An 18072-nucleotide genomic window follows, 5' to 3' on the forward strand; every position below is an offset into this window, starting at 1 on the left:
CTCAATTAACTTATTACTGCTTTGCTTGAATTGTACTAAATAAAAAAGGGGATCTTTATACCATGAAAGGAAGACAGTGAGGCTTCAAAATTTTAGTTAGGATGTAAAAAAAGACATATTTTCACATGCGCAGAACAGATCATAATAAAAGGAGTAGTCATAAATGAATAAGCGTCTTGGAATATTAAAACGAATAGCAGTGTTAATGACAGCAGTCCTAATATTCATGCTAGTCGGATGCTCGTCAAAACAAGAAGAACAGACGGATGATACGAATAAAGCGAATAATGAGGAACATGAGACCGTAATTGATACAAAATTTGGAGAAGTAATGATTACTGAGCAGCCAAAGCGGGTTGTAGCTCTTGGTTGGGGAGATGCAGAGACTGCGCTGAGTCTTGGGGTGGAGCCTGTTGGAGCAAGTGACTGGCTTGCACTTGGAGGAGACGGCGTCGGACCTTGGTTAAAAGATGCTTATAAGAACTCCCCAACGATGATTGGCACAATGGAATTGGATTATGAGCAAATTGCTGCATTGAAACCGGACTTAATTCTTGATGTGAAATCATCGGGTGATGAAGAACGGTATAAACGTCTTTCGGAAATTGCGACCACAGTTGGCGTTCCCGAAGGTGGAGATAGCTATTTAACTTCTATGGAAGATCAAGTTCGAATGATTGCAAAAGCACTTGGAAAAGTGGAAAAAGGGGAAGAACTACTGAAAGAAGTAGAGACAGCATTTGAAAAAGCGTCAGCAGAAAATCCCGAATTTGCTGACAAGACAATCGTTGTCGGTGCATATGACGCCAATGGGTTCGGTGCATATTTAAAAGGCGATGCACGTGTTGATTTTGCTACCAACTTAGGCTTTAAAACGAAGGATGAAATCGAAACGCTTGATCAAGGCAATTTTTACATTAAAGTTGCCGATGAGCAGCTACAGTTGTTAGATGCGGATTTGACTGTTATTATGCCGATTTGGGTTGATCCGAAAGAGATTGCAAACAATAAATTGTTCCAAAAGGTTCCTTCCGTTGCTGACGGGAGATCAATTATTCTTGATGCTGATACTGCAAATGCATTTTCAATGGGAACCGTGCCAGCTTTACTTTGGACGATTGATAATCTGACACCGAAGCTTAAGGAAGTGTTAAAAGGCGGGGAGTGAACAAATTGATTGTGGGAAAGCGGCCAAATGAAAAAAATTCTAAAAACACAATTGCCGCTACAAGGCTGCGACGTATTATAGGTTTCATCATATTACTCATATTGTTGGCTGCAACGGCGTTTTTTAGCCTAATGATCGGTGCAAAACCGTTACCAATTGAAGCTGTTTGGGAAGCACTGTTAGCCCCGACAGATCGCTATGATCATGCAATCGTTCAAAATTCCCGTATTCCGCGAACTGTGATTGCTCTTGCTGTCGGTCCGGCATTTGGACTGGCGGGTGCGTTAATTCAAGCGTTAACGCGGAATCCTTTGGCTGACCCCGGCATTCTTGGTGTGAATGCTGGGGCTGCTTTTGCTGTTGCATTGGCGGTTGGAGTATTTTCAGTCACAACGATGTCCAGTTATTTATGGTTTGCTCTTGTTGGTGCATTGATTGCAACAATTGCAGTCTATGTCATTAGCGGAGGAGCCGGTAAAAAACCACCGACGCCTGTGCAAATCACACTTGCGGGAGTAGCGATTGGAGCTGCTTTAAGTGGATTTACTACTGCCTTGACGATCATGAATAGCGGAGCTTTTACACGAATGCTCAATTGGAACTTGGGAACTTTAGCAAAGAGAAGTTTGGATGATCTTTGGTCTGTATTGCCGATTCTGATCATTGGAGTGCTGCTATCCTTTGTAGCGGCGCCAGCGTTAAATGCGATCGCTTATGGTGATGACCGTGCTTCATCTTTAGGAGTAAATGTAGGAGTAATCCGAACGATTAGTTTACTCGCTATTACTTTTTTAGCTGGCGGGGCAACTGCTTTGGCTGGGCCTATCGGTTTTATTGGACTGATGGTGCCGCATATCGTGCGATGGTTCATCGGACCCGATCAGCCTTGGATCTTTTTGTATTCTCTTATAGCAGCGCCAATATTGCTCATTCTGTCCGATATCATTGGGAGGGTCATCTTGGCACCTGCAGAGGTTCCTGTCGGAATCATAACGGGATTCATCGGTGCGCCGATATTATTAGTGCTCGTTCGGCGAAAAAAAGTAAGCGGATTATAATGATGACATGTCTTGCGGTATCGGTTTGAAAGGAGGAAGGCATATAAATGATTCGCTCTATTAATTTTGGCAGACGCTATGTGCGGCTTAGACCGCTAAATCTGCGCATTGATGTCAAAAGTTTAATCGTTACAGCAATTATAGTTTTCTTAACAATAGCTGTTGCGCTATTTGCTTTAATGGCAGGAACTATGCAGCTAAGCGTCCAAGAAGTTTTTTCGGCATTATTTGGTCAGGCGACTGGGATGACGCATACTGTTGTAGTAGAATGGCGCCTGCCGCGTATATTGTCTGCTATTATTTTTGGTGCGGGGTTAGCTATAAGCGGAGCAATCTTTCAATCGATTACACGAAATCCATTAGGGTCCCCTGATATTATCGGTTTCACATCGGGCTCTTACACCGGAGCGTTAGTCGCCATGCTCGTCGCAGGATCAACAACGTACATAGGGGTTGCAGCAGGGGCGTTAACTGGTGGTTTTACAACGGCTATCATTATTTATTTGTTTGCCTTTAGAAAAGGTACTCAAGGATTTCGACTCATAATTGTCGGCATTGCGATTTCAGCAATGTTAGGGAGCTTGAATTCAATGTTGCTGTTAAAAAGCGATGCAGAAGTCGCACTTACTGCAGCGGCATGGGGAGTAGGATCGTTAAATGGCATAAGCTTTGAGCAAGCAATTTTACCGATGATAGTGGTCATTTTATTGCTCATGGCTGCATGGATTATGAATCGGACGATGCGTGAAATGCAATTAGGAGAAGATGCTGCTAAATCTCACGGTGTCCGAATGGAGAAAGATCAAGTTTTGCTCATCGTTATAGCGGTCGCATTGACAGCCGCACCAACAGCGGTCATGGGTCCGATTAGTTTCGTTGCACTCGTTGCTCCGCAAATCGCAATCCGGCTTACGAAATCTACAGAAAGTTTATTCCCGACTGCGGCAATGGGGGCTTTTCTTTTATTAGGAGCAGACGTTATGGCACAGCGCATTGTGACAGGCAACATTTTTCCGGTTGGGGTCGTGACGTTATCAGTAGGTGGAGTATATTTAATTTGGTTATTATTCCATCAAGCACGAACAACGCGATAAACGAAATCCTGTTTGAAAGAAGTTGAAAATGTATGACACTGCCCAATTCAGCAAATATAGGCGAGAATAATCCAACGATAGATACTCGTCTATGGACAGAAAATATTACGATAAAATACGATGATCGGATAATATCTGAAAACTTATCTGTCAAAATTCCTCACGGCTCTTTTACAGCGATTGTCGGTCCGAATGCATGTGGAAAATCGACATTGCTTCGTACTTTGTCTAAATTGATTAAGCCTTCAAAAGGTGAAGTGCTTTTAGATGGTAAGAAAATTGCCATATATAAATCTAAGGAAGTCGCGCGTAAACTTGGCTTGCTTCCACAAACTTCAACAGCTCCTGAAGGCATTACAGTAGCGAACTTAATCGCTCATGGGCGTTTCCCCCACCAGAGTTTAATGAGACAATGGAATGATGACGATGAAAAAGCAGTTTTAGATGCAATGGAGCTGACAAATACGAGTGAGCTATCACATCGTTTCGTAGATGAGCTTTCAGGCGGCCAGAGACAGCGAGTTTGGGTTGCGATGGTGTTAGCTCAGCAAACGCCGCTACTATTGCTTGATGAACCGACGACATATCTTGATATCGCCCATCAAATTGAGTTGCTTGAATTATTTACAGACTTGAATGAGCAAGGAAATACAATTGTTGCTGTATTGCATGATCTAAACCATGCAGCGAGGTATGCAACTCATATCATAGCTATGAAAGAAGGGCGTATTATCGCGCAAGGCAATCCGAAGGAAGTGGTTACAGCGCAATTGGTGGAGGAAGTGTTTGGTTTGAAATGCATCGTCATCGAGGACCCGATTTCCCACACTCCACTTGTCATTCCGTTAGGCAAGGAACGGACAAACTTCTGAAGGGGAAATGTGTGATGAGTTTTTAACTTTCATATATCGTCTCAAAGAAAAATTTATAGTGAAAAACAACTGAAGCTGTCCCGAAAATTTCTGGACAGCTTCAAACATCTTTAGTGCTCCTTCAATTCCGCAATTGCAACTTCGGATCTTTCCTCCATAGCCTGTCGAAGATGGACAGTTGCAGTTCGGTCATCATCGTGAATTTTATCAATCCAAACAGAAACTCCATTGTAGGTTACCTTAATCTCATCGGGCGACGATACGATTTGACGAGCACGTTGGCTTTCCATAGCAAACCTCCTACTTCACATTTCGATATTCGCCTTCTTACGGCAAAATGTAGTATGTGAATGGAAAATGGATATGATACTTCATAGGAGTGGCGAACAGAAAGATTAGGCGGGAGAGTGGAAATATGATTCGAACGATGGGGCTAACGACAGAAGATAAATTCATTTGTGACCTTCCGATAGACGGATTTTTTGAGCAAGCTTGGCAATGGTATTGGGTTGATTTCGATCAACCTAATGCGGAAGAGGCGGAATTGCTTTATTCTTTATTTAACTTCCATCCGCTTTCATTGGAAGATTGTTTTGAGCGTATACAGCGTCCCAAATTGGATCATTACGAAGGCTATACCTTCTTTTCATTGCATTCTATTTGCCATGAAGATTTGAATGCAGAAGAGTTGAATCTTTTTTTAGGCGATCATTTTGTCGTTTCCTTTCATTACACGCATTTACAGGAAATCGATAAGGCAAGAGAAATGATTATGCAAACTTCAAATAAATGGGAGCGGGGGCATGTTCATGTCACGTATGAAATCTTAGATCAAATTGTCGATCAATACTTTCCCATTCTCTATAATATTGAAGACCATTTGGATGAAATTGAAGAAAAGTTATCACCGACTACTGTTCAATTATCTATGGATTACGTTTTTGAAGTCCGTGGTGATTTATTGCGACTACGTAGAACGATTTTTCCGATGAGGGAACTTTTATACCGGATGTTAGAGTCGAACAGGTTAAGTTTTACTCCTCATGAACAGATGTATTTTTCGGATATTTACGATCATCTTATCCGATTAAGCGAAATGATTGAATCGAACCGACAGTTGACTTCCGATATCCGGGATAGCCAACTGTCCATCAACTCCAACCAAATGAATAGTGTTATGATGACGTTGACGATCATTTCCTCGATCTTTATTCCATTGACGTTTATCGCAGGTGTATACGGGATGAATTTCGATCGTATGCCTGAACTTCATTTACGGTACGGCTATCCGATCGTTCTTGTCGCAATGCTCATGATTGGGATTGCAATGATCGTTTGGTTTACGTATAAAGGATGGTTTCGGATCAATAAGACGTAATAAAACATTCAGGATCTCTCTTTTAACCGGGTCATGAAAACTTACTTTAAACACGCATATAATCATACAACAACTCATAATCACATCCATCCAACGCATAACGACCGTCAACGACGCATAATCCATTAAAAAATCGCAAACATTGCCCAAAAGACGCATAACAACTTTTAAATGAAGCATAAAAAATCCTTATTTTAACAGAAAAAAGTGCCACATACCAATTGGCTGGCACTTTTCGAATTTGTCCTATCCGTTTGTTTCCTTTAAAGCCTTTATTTGCTCCATTAAATAATTGACGAAAACATCGTCCCGAACGAGCCATGCTTCATAGGTTCTTTTAAGATAACTTTCACCTTCTTCAAAGCTTTTAAAAGTTTTTTCGATTTTCATGTTATTTTCAGTAACTTCCCAAACCTGATCGTTTGCTGGATATAGGAAAAAATGTTGCTCCATTCGATTTTCATACAGCGTTCCGAATGCAGATCGCTTCAAATTATAACGGTTTCGCCGTGCATCTTCCCTTAAAGGCTCTAAGTGGAATGTGTCCGTTACAAACAGCTTAAAGGCTTCCTCGTTTAATGAACAACCAGATGCTTTGGCATGTCCTCCCCCACCAAATTGTCCAGCAACTTCAGATACATCAATATGATCATGGACGGTCCGGAAGCCGATCCGCTTTCCACCAATATTGAGGATTGCAATATAATCAAGATGCGGATATTCTTTTCCAAGTTCATTGCCAAGCTCTGAATGGTAGGATTCCGCATACACGATTCCAGCAAAATAGCCGCCTGCCTGCGTCTGGACGAGTTCACGTCTTTTCCGCCGAATATACCGTTCGATTTTATCCTCTTCCATATCTAAGATTTTCTTTTCAAACTCGTCGAAATCAAAATGTTCAACAGACGTAAGCCGATGGATCATTTTTTCTTCAAACTCTTCAATTGTCAGCAGAAAAAAGAGCGCATTTAGCCGTTGTGCATGATGATTATCATTTTTCTCCCATTCCCAAGTGTCATACTGCCTGACGAGTTCAACAAATTCAGCAACAGGTTTTGACGGTTCCATGAGTTGTCTACTAATAAGATAGTCATAAAAAAGGGAAGTTGCTGAAGTTAAATGTCCTTCATCGTCCTCTACTACAACATGTCCCCAGTCATATTGATTGAAGTGCAACGCTGTCTTATGATGATCAAGCAATTGCACCTTTCCGCCATTTTGATAAAACTGATCAATCCTTTTCTCATTATCCTCATTCACCGATAAATCTGTAATAAACAAAAATGTTTCTTTATCTTCATTCTCTAAAAACCATTCTACTTCTCGATCAAGTGTAGAGATGGAGTTATAGCGCACTTTGACATTCTTTCCGAATGCAATCTTCGCTAAAATGCCACATCCAACCCCATCCAAATCATTATGGGATAGCAATTTATACATAACCTCACTCCTCGAACGACAGTATAGTCAAATTACGTAGGTGACAGTCATCCATATTTAGGTGTAAAAGGGAATGAAAAAAGCATCTATCCCTCTTACTTACGAGAAGTAGGTTAAAACGGTTGCATCTAAGAGTTTGGAAGAACTTATTGAGTTTTATAATTGAAAGCAATTTTCTTTATAAATGGATGAGTGGTAAAGTGAAAGTAAATGCGGGAAAGGAAGATGCGGGATGAAGGCGATTGTCCAACATGAATATGGCAATGCAAATGTTCTTTTGTATTCGGATGTTGAAATGCCGACTATAGGGGAGGGGGAATGCTTAATTCAAGTTGCGTATGCGAGTGTTAATTATGCCGATATTAAAGCGCGGAACGGAAATAAAGGAAAAGGGAATTTTCCGCTTATCTTAGGTTTAGATATGGCAGGAACAATTGTTGAAGCGGGAACAGATTCACGATTTTCGGTGGGAGATCGTGTCATTGCCTTTCCAAAAGAGGGTTCCTATGCCCAATATGTTGTCGCAAATGAACAATTAATTTTCAAAATACCCGACAGCCTTTCATTTGAACGGGCAGCTGCTATACCGACCGTTTCTATACTTTCTTATTTGCTTTTGCATGAAATCGGACAAATCAGAAAAACAGATACGATAGTCATCCATAGTGCTGCTGGCGGAGTTGGTTCGATGCTTATACAATTATCAAAGCTATTTGGTGTTCAAAGGGTAATTGGAACAGTAGGCAATTTGGAGAAAGCGGATTATGTGAAAGGCTTGGGAGCTGATATTGTTTGCACGTATGAAACATTTGTGGAACAAGTTTTCATCCATACAAACGATAAAGGTGCGAATATTATTTTTGACTCTGTTGCTGGGGAGGTGACAGGAAAAAGTCTACAATGTCTTGCTTTGTTTGGAACACTCGTCCAATTCGGCAATAGTAGCGGGAAGGTTGGAACCATAAAAACAAGTGATGTACATAGTAGCTGCAGAAATATAAAAGGATTTAGTTTAGGAACAACGAGAAAGCATGATCCTGCAAGAATCAAGCCTATTGCAGAAAAAGTCATTCAACTTTTTGATGCCAATCAAGTATCTCTGCCGATCGCCAAAGTTTTTGAGTTGAGCGAAGCAGCAGCGGCACATCAATTGATCGAAAGCCGCAGTTATAAAGGGAAAGTGTTATTGAAAGTAGAAGAATAAGCTTTTTTTCAGTTTAAACTTACAGGAATGTCTTGTAAGCGGTTGGGGCATAGCTGAGAAAAGGATGTTCCCTTCAAGGAGCTTTATACAATTTCAATTCTAATTTGAAACAGTTCGTTTAGAATTTTATTGAAGATGCCGTGTTTATTTGCAAGTATTATTGCCGAAGCTGTAATGGTTAAAACGGGTTCCACATATTTGTCACAGTTTCATACTTCATTTCTTTAACCTTTTAAAAGTATACTAACCATGCTTTGTTACAGTAAAAACCTTTTATTATCTTTTTATTGACGAATGTATGTTCGACAGAGTAAAATGAAAATGCAACTTCAAATAGCGGATTTCATCACAGTGAAAGTGTTGACATGAAAATGCAATCAAAAACGAATCACGAAGGAGCTGTTGGAAATGTCATTACGATTGACGCCGTATTTAATGATGAATGGAAATGCAAGTGAGGCAATTGAGTTTTATGAAAAAGCATTGAATGCAAAGCTGCTCTTTAAGCAAACTTTTGGTGAGATGCCAGAAAACCCTGAATTTCCGTTGCCAGAAGAAGCAAAAGGGCTTGTTTCACATGCAATGATTCAAGTCGGAGAAACGGGTATGATGTTTTCAGATAACTTCCCGGGAAGTACCGTGCAAGCAGGAGATCAAGTTACAATTTGCATTACTACAGACGATGCTACACAATCAACTGCTATTTTTGAAGCGTTGCAACAAGATGGCGATGTAAAAATGCCATTGCAAGATACTTTTTTCAGCCCAGCTTACGGCATTGTTAAGGATAAGTTTGGTGTGACCTTCCAAATCTTTACGGAAGGCAAGGAGTAAAACCGAAATAGAAGAGCAAAGATGAATAACTTCTATTCGGAAATGCACGAATGAAAGTATGGCTATAATAAGTTAGTAAACAAGTAAAAACATCCTTCATTGAAATTGAGAAGGATGTTTTTATGATGTATTGAGAACGAAATGAGACAACAGGTCTTACATAAAAAATGACTGTAGAGTACCCCCAATTGCCCCAGCTATTACAATTATCCAAGGCGGCAATTTCCAAAATGCTAGCATGCAAAATAAAATAGAAGCTATGGCAAAATCAATAGGAGCAAATATAGAGCTTGTCCAAACCGGGTTGTAAAATGCTGCAATCAATATCCCGACGACAGCTGCGTTGATCCCCATAAAAATGCTTTTTATTTTTGGATTGCGCCGTAAAGCATCGTAGAAAGGAAGCGTTCCAAAAACGAGCAAGATAGCAGGTAAAAAAACGGCAATCGTTGCAATCAGACCTCCTTGCCAGCCATAGGCAACTGCCCCTATGTAAGCAGCGAATGTAAAGAGAGGTCCGGGTACTGCCTGGGTTGCACCATAACCTGCAAGAAATTGCTCCTCGCTTAACCATCCAGTCGGGACAAATTCCCGTTCTAACAATGGCAAAACAACATGACCACCGCCAAATACGAGTGACCCTGATCGATAGAAACTATCAAACAACGTAATATAGTTGGATGCGGTTAACTCTTTTATGATAGGCAGAACAACAAGTAAACCGAAAAACAAACATAAAGAAATCGTTGCGAATTTCCGTGAAAGAGGGAAGCGTACAGCAGCCTTCAAATCCTCTTGAACGGTTTCTTCTTGCCGATAGATCAAGTAGCCGATTAAACCGGACAGTAAGATGACACCAATTTGTGTATAGGTTGTTTGTAATAATAAAGTGAACACCATTGCGAATACTGCTATCGTTCTACGCTGTAAATCAGGTGTTAAGTTTTTTGCCATCCCCATTATGGCATGGGCAACGATTGCTACGGCTACTAACTTTAAACCGTGTATCCAACCAGCACTGCTTACATCAAAAATATGTAGAAAGGAAGCGAAAAACAGTAACGCAATGACGGAAGGAAACGTAAAACCGATAAATGCTAAAATGCCTCCTATGGCACCTGCACGCATTACCCCTATACCAATACCGACCTGGCTGCTTGCAGGGCCGGGTAAAAATTGGCACAGTGCAACTAAGTCTGCATATGCTTGTTCATCCATCCACTTTCTCCTGCGGACATACTCTTCATGGAAATAGCCTAAATGTGCTACTGGCCCCCCGAAAGAAGTTAGACCAAGCCTTGTTGAAACAACGAATATTTCAAGTAACGTTTTCATTGTACTTACTTTTTGTTTATTCGCATCATTTTCTGTATCCACCATTCTATTCCTTTCATAATAGATTTTTAGAAATAATGGAAGCTTAAACATGAAAGGTACCAAACACGCATAGCATAGTCAATACTCTTTACTGAATTTTAACGAAGTTTACAGAGAGTTAACAAAAATGGAGTTCATCAGCTCTGCTTATTGATGGAGAGTTTTGGGTTTTTTTAGTTCTCTATAGCAGATTAATACTACTCATAATGCTTATTTTTATTTCGTATTGACAAATCAATTACTAAGCAATAAAATTTACGTAGTAATTTACTAAATTACTAATTTAGTAAAAGAAAGGTCGATACAAATGAAAATACCTACAAGTTTAAAGCATAAGCCGGTCATCGTATCGGAAAACTATGAAAATGTTGATGGTAGATATGCGTATAAGACGGATGCGAAAGGCATATCACTAGGATTGGCACAATGGAATGATCGTGGTAAAGTCGATGTATCGGCGAAAGTATGGAGGCATACGGGAGGAAAATGGTCGAGACAATCGGAAGAACTGCCCCTACATCGGGTATTAGATCTTGCCATTATGGTTTGCAGAACGAAGCTGTACTTTCAAGATGCTTATCGCCATGAAAAATTGTATGATCCCGAAAACCCAGTTATTGACAGAGTCGGGCTACAAGGAGATGCAATGACAGTATCTGTTTGTACAGATAATGAAAGAATCGATGAAGATATCCAATTGTTCAACCAAGCGCTAAGTGACGATGGAGAGCTAATTGGCGAACGGCTTCGCACGCTATCGCGAGTGTTGAAAGAAATGGGTTATTAATCAATTTTAAAAGGAACGAAAAAACCTAACATGCAAACAAGCAAATGCTGTATGCATGTTAGGTTTTTGATTGTCGTAAAATATGTCATTTTTCACATTCAATTATGTATTCCTGGAAGGAATCAAGTGTTCCAACGAACTTATCGACACCTTCTACATGATAAAATGTGCTTGTTTTATCAAAATCGAATAGTTCATTTGTAGGCGAGTAGAGATAAATTCTTTTTCCAAGCGATAAGGCCATTCCAAACTCTATATGACTTCCTTTTCCTGCCGGAAGTAAAAGTACAAGAAAATCGGAGTCTTTCACCGCCATTTTTTCTTCTTCTCCAATTTTCGAAAGAAGCTCAAAGGAATATGCCCGACCATTTTTTGTCCAATCGTATGTATGGATATGCCCTTTTGACTTTAGCGCATTGGAAAGCATGGTGACGTTTTCGATGTTTGCAAAACACGAAGCGATATAAAATTTCATGACCGGATCCCCTTACTTCTGGATTTCTTTAATAATGTTTTTAGCTCCAACAAGTCCTTAATAACATAGTCAGCGTGCGCTAGTTCAACTTCTTTTGCAAAGTCAAAATGGCATCCGATCGCTATTAAGCCATTATCTTTTGCAGCGTTAATATCAGAAAGGCGATCTCCTACGACAGCTCCTTTTGTAATGCCGTATTTCTCTATGATCGTTTTCACTAAATCCCCTTTATTTAACGTATCAATCTGCTCAATACTAAACGTTTCTGTTACCCATTGCTCCAAATGATAATGGTCTACAATTGCTTCTAAATAGGCTGTTAAACCATTACTGGCGATGAAGATGGACCATCCATTTCCCTTAAGGTATTCGAATAGTTCCTTTACGTTCGGATACAGTGCACCTCGTCCATGATATATATTTTCAATTAAGCGTTGTAAAAAATAGGCATCTGTTTGTTCCCTTATTGATAGAGAATGATTTGGCAATAAAGCTTCCCACACTTTCGGCAATGGAACGCCCATAATTTCTCGGTATTCCTCAATTGGCGTTGCCCCGTTCCATTGATGTAAAGAACGAAGATTTTCAAATGCATCATGAAGTGAAAGCTCTAAAATCGTATCTGTTTGAAATAAAGTGCCGTCCATATCAAAAATTACTGACTTCATCGGTCCTCTCTCCTTTCAACTACTATCAAAAGTTTAGCATAGAGAAGTAGTGTGAAGGGGATCCTTATGTGGAAAGAGATAAACGAGCCAGTACAGTGCATGTTTGTAACTATGTGAGAGAAGATAGGGTGAGGAGGGTGCAGCATGAAAGGTAAACTTGAATGGATTTATAAATCATCGAAGGCGTTGGAAACGACTTTTCGTTCAGATGAAATGGAAGCAGTGCAAGCAGTCATGATTGCGGAGGATTTAAAAAGGACTGGGCGTTTGAAAGCTGTGACATTCATCGATCAAGTCGGAACTTCGTGGACAGTAAAAGAATTGCAAAGTTATGTAAAGGAAATTGAAACGGAGCCTCATAATATTACTGTTTATTTTGACGGCGGGTTTGATGTATCGTCAAAGACTGCGGGCTTAGGATGCGTCATCTATTATGAGCAAAACGGGAAGTCATACCGTTTGAGGAGAAACGCATTGGTTTCAGAATTGGTGTCAAACAATGAAGCGGAATATGCAGCACTCCATTTGGCTGTGCAGGAGTTAGAGTTTTTGAATGTACATCATCTTCCTGTCATGTTCAAAGGGGATTCAAGAGTTGTCATAAATCATTTAAGCGAAGAGTGGCCTGTGATTGAACAGCATTTGTACTCTTGGGCGGATCGAATCGTAGGAAAGCTGAAAGCTCTTGGCATCAGGCCGGAATATGAGTTGGTGGCGCGCAAAGCGAATATGGAAGCGGATCGTCTTGCTGCACAGGCGCTTAAAGGAATCGACATAATGGCGCTTAGTGAGAGAGAATAAGCTTATAACCATTAGAAGAGAACGGACGAACCGGTCTATTGGCATGTTAGTAAGTTGAAAATATGATATTGCGTCAAGGCTATTCTAAACAGCAAATTGAAAAAACAATCGAGGGTTATATAGGGAATTGTTAATAGAAGGAACAAGATGAAAGTGAAGAGATGTGAGTACATCCCTTCACTTAGTTTTTAGGCTACATATTTTTTAATCAACTCAACAAAAGCATCGACAAAGGATTGTAAAAATTGCACTGTATTGTCGTCGTTAATTTTTCCACTGTCATCTAAGAGATTTCCAACATTACCGATATACGCCTCAGGCTGCTGCAATACTGGCATATTGAGGAATACAAGGGATTGGCGTAAATGGTGGTTCGCACCAAAGGCACTTAATTTACCGGGAGATTGACTAATGATCGCCGCAGGCTTGCCGTCCCAAACACTTTGTCCATAAGGACGAGAACCTACATCCAATGCATTTTTCAGGACGGCCGGAACGGATCGATTGTATTCGGGCGTAACAAATAAGATCGCATCAAGTTGCTTAGCCGCGTCCCTAAAACTGCTGTATTCTGAAGGGGCATCATTTGTATCATCGAAATCTTGGTTATACAAAGGCAAATTTCCGATTTGGACAAATTCTGTTTCAAACCCATTAGGAAATAAGGTAGCGACATTTTTAGCAATTTTTTTGGAAAAGGAATCCTTTCTTAAAGATCCTACGATTATACCGACTTTAACCATCTACCATCACCTGTCCTTTTTAAAATGAATTTTAAATAGTATTTTAAATGAAAAAAATACCGTTTACAAACAAAACATCTTGAATTGAAGATACTTAATGAGCTTCTTGAATTGTATTATGCTAAAATTGGTAGGAATTATACTACGTAGATGTCCTATAAACAGGAGGAGTTATTCGTGGAGATTGGAATTACAACATTCGTTGAGACAACACCTGACGTGGAAACGGGAAAAGTAGTAAGCCATGCTGAACGAATTCGAGAAGTTGTTGAAGAGATCGTTTTAGCAGATCAAATCGGTTTAGATGTATTCGGAGTTGGCGAACATCACCGTGCAGATTACGCCTGTTCATCGCCGGCGGTTTTGCTTGCCGCTGCAGCAGCACGGACAAAACAAATTAAATTGACTAGTGCTGTATCTGTGTTGTCTTCAGATGATCCCGTACGGTTATATGAACAATTTTCAACAGTTGACGCCATATCAAACGGACGGGCAGAAATTATGGCGGGCAGAGGATCATTCATCGAATCATTTCCTTTATTCGGTTATGACTTACAAGATTATGATGAATTATTTGATGAGAAGCTGCAGTTATTGCTTGAAATAAATGTATCTGAAAAAGTGACGTGGAATGGGAAGCACCGGCCGTCCATTCCGAATTTAGGCGTCTATCCTCGGGCCGAACACGGCAAATTGCCAATTTGGATTGCGAGCGGCGGTACACCTCAATCAGCTGTACGCGCAGGAGTTTTAGGCTTGCCGCTTGTGTTAGCGATCATTGGCGGAAGCCCATTACAATTTGCTCCTATTGTTGATTTATATAAGAGGGCAGCAGAGCAAGCGGGCCATGATGTTTCTAAACTGAAAGTCGCTTCTCATTCCCATGGATTTGTTGGTGAAACGACTGCCGAAGCGAAAGATAAATTTTATCCATCGACTGCACAAGCAATGAATGTGTTAGGAAGAGAGCGCGGCTGGGGCCCGTATACACGTGGAACATTTGACGCTGCGAGCAGTTTGGAAGGTGCTCTGTATGTAGGAGATGCAGAAACGGTTGCGGAAAAAATACTATTCCTTCGCAAAAACGTTGGAGTAGAACGCTTCATGCTCCACGTACCAGTCGGTTCGATGCCTCATGATGATGTGATGCGGGCGATTGAACTTTTAGGAACAAAAGTGGCACCGATTGTTCGAAGGGAAGTAGAGCGTTGGGAGCGAGAGAACAAAGAGTAAGTTGTTGCAGGAAAGCTGCGGAAATTAATTAAAATATTTGGGCGGATTTATCCCCCATACGAAAAATGGGTCGCCCGGTACTGTAAATTGACTTGAAATATTGGGTTTGTATAATGAGCTTCACTTTGAAGGAGAGGAGGATTGAAAATGCATTCCTTCAGAATCCGTTGCATAGCTTTGAACAAGTAATTGAATACGTTCAAAGGCTCTGTACTGCAGAAACGGGATAGGTCTGTCTTTTTCAATAGTTTTCTCGACGATTCTTCATGCTGCATGGGAAAAGCGGAACTTCTGCTTTTCTTTTTTTATGCTCATATGGGAAAAAACGATCAATAGCTGCCTCCCTTTATTCGCGATAACAGTTCTGTCGGAAGATGAGGGCTTTTTTAATAAAAGATGCTGTGACTGTATTTGAATGTCCATTCAAAGAGTCGCCTTAATTAATTTTGATAACTTCGGAATTGGGGTAACCCTTTTCCGCCATAATGGAGTTGATTTTTTCTTCTAATGTTTCAGAGTTAATAGCGGATTCATCAATTGTTTGACTTGCTTTTTCAAGGTTAACTTGCGCGGAGCTTTCCGTGTCTTTATCATGATTAGAACAACCAAAAAGAAGTATAGGTTAAAAGCAATCTCCTCATTTTATTGATTCCTCCTTCTAATTCCTTTCATAATTATACGAGTTCAGTTATTGGGGAGACTCACTATTTTGTGTTTTTGATGGGCGTAAGTGTCGAATTAATAGGTTTAGCGTTGTTGTATCATTTTATGCGTGTTTTCGACGTAAGTAGGAATGTTTTAGTAGACAAGACTTATTTTCTTTTTCAAATCCTTCATTCCTCTAAATGAAACTTCACAGACAGCGCCATTTGTCATTTGCACGAATCGCTCTTTTTTATCGAACTCTATGACATGTTGGAGATTGATAAGATAGCTTTTATGGCAACGATAAAAGGAAGCATCCAATTGTTCATATTCTGAAAGTTTTCCATAAAATTCATAAATGCCGTTCTTCTCATACAGAGTAAGTTTATGAGGTGTTGAAGATGTTTCAATATAAAAAACATCATCAATTGCAATGTTTTTAATGCGTTCACCAATTTGGATTTGAATCATAGCTGCTTGTTCTGATTGACCGATCTGTTTGTATTTCGAAAAGGCGGCTTGCAGAGCGTCCCTCAATTGTGAGGAAATTTGCTCTCGTGTATCTTTTACAATGAAATCGAGCGCAGCTAATTTATAGGTGAAGGTCAACTTGAGTCGGTCCGCGTGTGTCGTTATAAAAATGATCGTAGATAGCGGATCGTTTTTACGGATTTCCATCGCCAATTCCATACCGTCCATATCATCATTCAATTCAATATCCAATATATAGCAATCTGCCTTATGTTGTTTCAAATACTTCAACACTTCGTCAGGTTTTTTTGCGCATAGGACAACTTCGATACTCGGTTCATGAAACATGGCGTAGTTATTGATCTCTGTAAACAATGCTTGATTTTGAAGAGAATCGTCTTCACAAATGACAACTTTCATTTTAACGCACCTCCTCAATGATCACTTCATGAACAAACCAATGATTTTCAATGTATGTATTAAGTGAGACGTTTGGATAGTTAGATAAAATAGCTTTTACATTGGATAACCCCAATCCTCGTTCGTTTCCTTTCGTTGAATAATGTTCCTGAAATAAACGACTGATCACTAAGTTATCTTCCATGATGCGATTTTCAAAGACGATAATGATTTCAGTATTCCTTGAAATGAATGCGATATTGATTTGTGGATCATTCATCATGGCACTAACTTCTATGGCATTATCTAAGAATATCCCTATAACTCGTGTCAAATCGATTATATCAATTGCTATCGTATCGATTGTATCAGGAATTTCTATATTTACGGGCACTGAAGCTTCATCCGCCGAAAGCAATTTTGTAGCGAGCAGTCCTTTTAGTTCAATTAGCTTTAGCCGGTCAAGTTGGTTGAACATCTGGTTTTTGTGAAGCGTGCGTTCTTCCACCTTTACAATATGTTCATTGAAATACGTTTGCAATCCTTTCAAATCCTCATTTTCAATGTAGCCGCGCAAAGAAATAAGGATATTGGCATAATCATGCCGGAAAGACTGCATATCACGGTTCACTTGCTCCAACGCATGCATATAGTGTGTGAATTGCTGATGCTCCATCATTTTTCTATGGATTTGATTTTCCTTCAGTATCGTACGCAAAACAATTCCGGTAAGTCCTACCATTACTAAAAAATAAAACAGTAGCAACAGTAAATTGAGTCCGGATAGGTCAACGTCACCTATTTCGGAAGGGATGAAAACAAGTGCATAAAAAACGAAAAAGGTAATACCTACAATGAATAACAATACGATTTTTGATACAGAGGAAAGCTGCACATCCTTTTGATAGCGGGTAATGATTCTTTTATAGATGACGATAAACAAAGTAAACTGAATAAAAATTATTAAAATATATTGGACTACAAGCAAAAGAGTAGCTCTATAAAGGGATGAATGGAAAAAATCAAGGACTAATAATGCTGTGTACTCGGTTAAAATACTCCCGATATGAATGACAAAGAGATGGTGAAAAACAAGATAATCCTTGGAAAATAAATAGAAAAGAACGCCGGCCAATAAAATACTTAAACTCATGGAAATCCAAATGGAATCTTGATAATAGATAGCGAAAAAAGAAATGATTGTGTTGGATATCAAGCTGAGTAAAAAGCGCTTTACTGTTATTTTTAACGATAAAATATAAAATAATGACCCGTAAACAATTATGAAATTAAATAAACTAAAGACTATAAACGTCATCATAGATACTTCCTTTTTCCAATGTCATTGCATTCCAATTAGACGGTTAGGATTGTTTTTTAGACGTTGAAGAGAAACAAAGCTTACATCACCTCAACTCTATGTAT

Annotated in this window: 18 protein-coding genes; 10 read left to right on the plus strand and 8 right to left on the minus strand. The window is 39.7% G+C overall.

Going from position 1 to position 18072, the window contains the following annotated elements; genetic code table 11:
• Positions 1-163: 163 nt before the first annotated feature.
• The 4 genes from WFH04_RS01250 to WFH04_RS01265 are packed head-to-tail and all read left to right on the plus strand — an operon-like array spanning position 164 to position 4192.
• Entirely contained in the window at positions 164-1168 is a 1005-nt protein-coding gene (locus WFH04_RS01250; RefSeq protein WP_336822232.1) for an iron-siderophore ABC transporter substrate-binding protein, read from the plus strand.
• 11 nt (positions 1169-1179) lie between these two features.
• Positions 1180-2226: a FecCD family ABC transporter permease gene (locus WFH04_RS01255; protein ID WP_336822323.1), complete on the plus strand. Its 1047-nt coding sequence runs from the start codon at positions 1180-1182 to the stop codon at positions 2224-2226.
• Between the two features lie 47 nt (positions 2227-2273).
• Positions 2274-3320 carry a FecCD family ABC transporter permease gene (locus tag WFH04_RS01260; RefSeq protein ID WP_336822233.1) on the plus strand — a complete coding sequence of 349 codons (1047 nt, stop codon included), beginning with the start codon at positions 2274-2276 and terminating at the stop codon, positions 3318-3320.
• A 32-nt stretch (positions 3321-3352) separates the two neighbouring features.
• Positions 3353-4192 (plus strand): ABC transporter ATP-binding protein, encoded by an 840-nt coding sequence (locus WFH04_RS01265; RefSeq protein ID WP_336822234.1) that lies wholly within the window; start codon positions 3353-3355, stop codon positions 4190-4192.
• A 110-nt stretch (positions 4193-4302) separates the two neighbouring features.
• On the opposite strand, the gene WFH04_RS01270 is transcribed toward WFH04_RS01265, so the two are convergent.
• A complete protein-coding gene (locus WFH04_RS01270; protein ID WP_336822235.1) occupies positions 4303-4482 on the minus strand; it encodes an H-type small acid-soluble spore protein in 180 nt (59 codons plus the stop codon).
• Between the two features lie 125 nt (positions 4483-4607).
• Here WFH04_RS01270 and corA point away from each other — a divergent pair, with 125 nt between their 5' ends.
• On the plus strand, positions 4608-5570 hold the full coding sequence (gene corA / locus WFH04_RS01275) for a magnesium/cobalt transporter CorA (protein ID WP_336822236.1): 963 nt from the start codon (positions 4608-4610) through the stop codon (positions 5568-5570).
• Positions 5571-5816: 246 nt separating this feature from the next.
• On the opposite strand, the gene WFH04_RS01280 is transcribed toward corA, so the two are convergent.
• The gene (locus tag WFH04_RS01280; protein ID WP_336822237.1) at positions 5817-7010 is read right to left on the minus strand and encodes a DHH family phosphoesterase; all 1194 of its coding nucleotides are present in this window, start codon (positions 7008-7010) and stop codon (positions 5817-5819) included.
• Positions 7011-7242: 232 nt separating this feature from the next.
• Here WFH04_RS01280 and WFH04_RS01285 point away from each other — a divergent pair, with 232 nt between their 5' ends.
• Complete coding sequence (locus tag WFH04_RS01285; protein ID WP_336822238.1) at positions 7243-8214, plus strand: quinone oxidoreductase family protein; 972 nt, start codon at positions 7243-7245, stop codon at positions 8212-8214.
• A gap of 408 nt (positions 8215-8622) precedes the next feature.
• The gene (locus WFH04_RS01290; RefSeq protein WP_336822239.1) at positions 8623-9048 is read left to right on the plus strand and encodes a VOC family protein; all 426 of its coding nucleotides are present in this window, start codon (positions 8623-8625) and stop codon (positions 9046-9048) included.
• Between the two features lie 156 nt (positions 9049-9204).
• Here WFH04_RS01290 and WFH04_RS01295 read toward each other — a convergent pair whose 3' ends face one another.
• Positions 9205-10383 (minus strand): chromate transporter, encoded by a 1179-nt coding sequence (locus tag WFH04_RS01295; RefSeq protein WP_336822324.1) that lies wholly within the window; start codon positions 10381-10383, stop codon positions 9205-9207.
• Between the two features lie 349 nt (positions 10384-10732).
• On the opposite strand from WFH04_RS01295, the gene WFH04_RS01300 reads away from it, so the two are divergent.
• Complete coding sequence (locus WFH04_RS01300; RefSeq protein ID WP_336822240.1) at positions 10733-11212, plus strand: DUF6530 family protein; 480 nt, start codon at positions 10733-10735, stop codon at positions 11210-11212.
• 85 nt (positions 11213-11297) lie between these two features.
• Here the strand turns inward: WFH04_RS01300 and WFH04_RS01305 are convergent, their stop codons facing one another.
• On the minus strand, positions 11298-11687 hold the full coding sequence (locus WFH04_RS01305) for a group-specific protein (RefSeq protein WP_336822241.1): 390 nt from the start codon (positions 11685-11687) through the stop codon (positions 11298-11300).
• Complete coding sequence (locus WFH04_RS01310; protein WP_336822242.1) at positions 11684-12355, minus strand: HAD family hydrolase; 672 nt, start codon at positions 12353-12355, stop codon at positions 11684-11686. The genes WFH04_RS01305 and WFH04_RS01310 overlap by 4 nt, the downstream gene beginning before the upstream one ends.
• 144 nt (positions 12356-12499) lie before the next feature.
• Between WFH04_RS01310 and WFH04_RS01315 the strand changes: the two genes are divergently transcribed.
• Positions 12500-13156: a reverse transcriptase-like protein gene (locus tag WFH04_RS01315; RefSeq protein WP_336822243.1), complete on the plus strand. Its 657-nt coding sequence runs from the start codon at positions 12500-12502 to the stop codon at positions 13154-13156.
• Between the two features lie 188 nt (positions 13157-13344).
• On the opposite strand, the gene WFH04_RS01320 is transcribed toward WFH04_RS01315, so the two are convergent.
• Complete coding sequence (locus WFH04_RS01320; RefSeq protein WP_336822244.1) at positions 13345-13899, minus strand: NADPH-dependent FMN reductase; 555 nt, start codon at positions 13897-13899, stop codon at positions 13345-13347.
• Positions 13900-14076: 177 nt separating this feature from the next.
• Here WFH04_RS01320 and WFH04_RS01325 point away from each other — a divergent pair, with 177 nt between their 5' ends.
• A complete protein-coding gene (locus WFH04_RS01325; protein ID WP_336822245.1) occupies positions 14077-15132 on the plus strand; it encodes an LLM class flavin-dependent oxidoreductase in 1056 nt (351 codons plus the stop codon).
• Positions 15133-15930: 798 nt separating this feature from the next.
• Here WFH04_RS01325 and WFH04_RS01330 read toward each other — a convergent pair.
• Both WFH04_RS01330 and WFH04_RS01335 read right to left on the minus strand, forming a co-directional pair.
• A complete protein-coding gene (locus WFH04_RS01330; protein ID WP_336822246.1) occupies positions 15931-16668 on the minus strand; it encodes a LytR/AlgR family response regulator transcription factor in 738 nt (245 codons plus the stop codon).
• A gap of 1 nt (position 16669) precedes the next feature.
• Complete coding sequence (locus WFH04_RS01335) at positions 16670-17965, minus strand: GHKL domain-containing protein (protein ID WP_336822247.1); 1296 nt, start codon at positions 17963-17965, stop codon at positions 16670-16672.
• Between the last annotated feature and the right edge of the window lie 107 nt (positions 17966-18072).

Source organism: Sporosarcina sp. USHLN248 (assembly GCF_037144575.1).
Classification (GTDB): Bacteria; Bacillota; Bacilli; order Bacillales_A; family Planococcaceae; genus Sporosarcina; species Sporosarcina contaminans.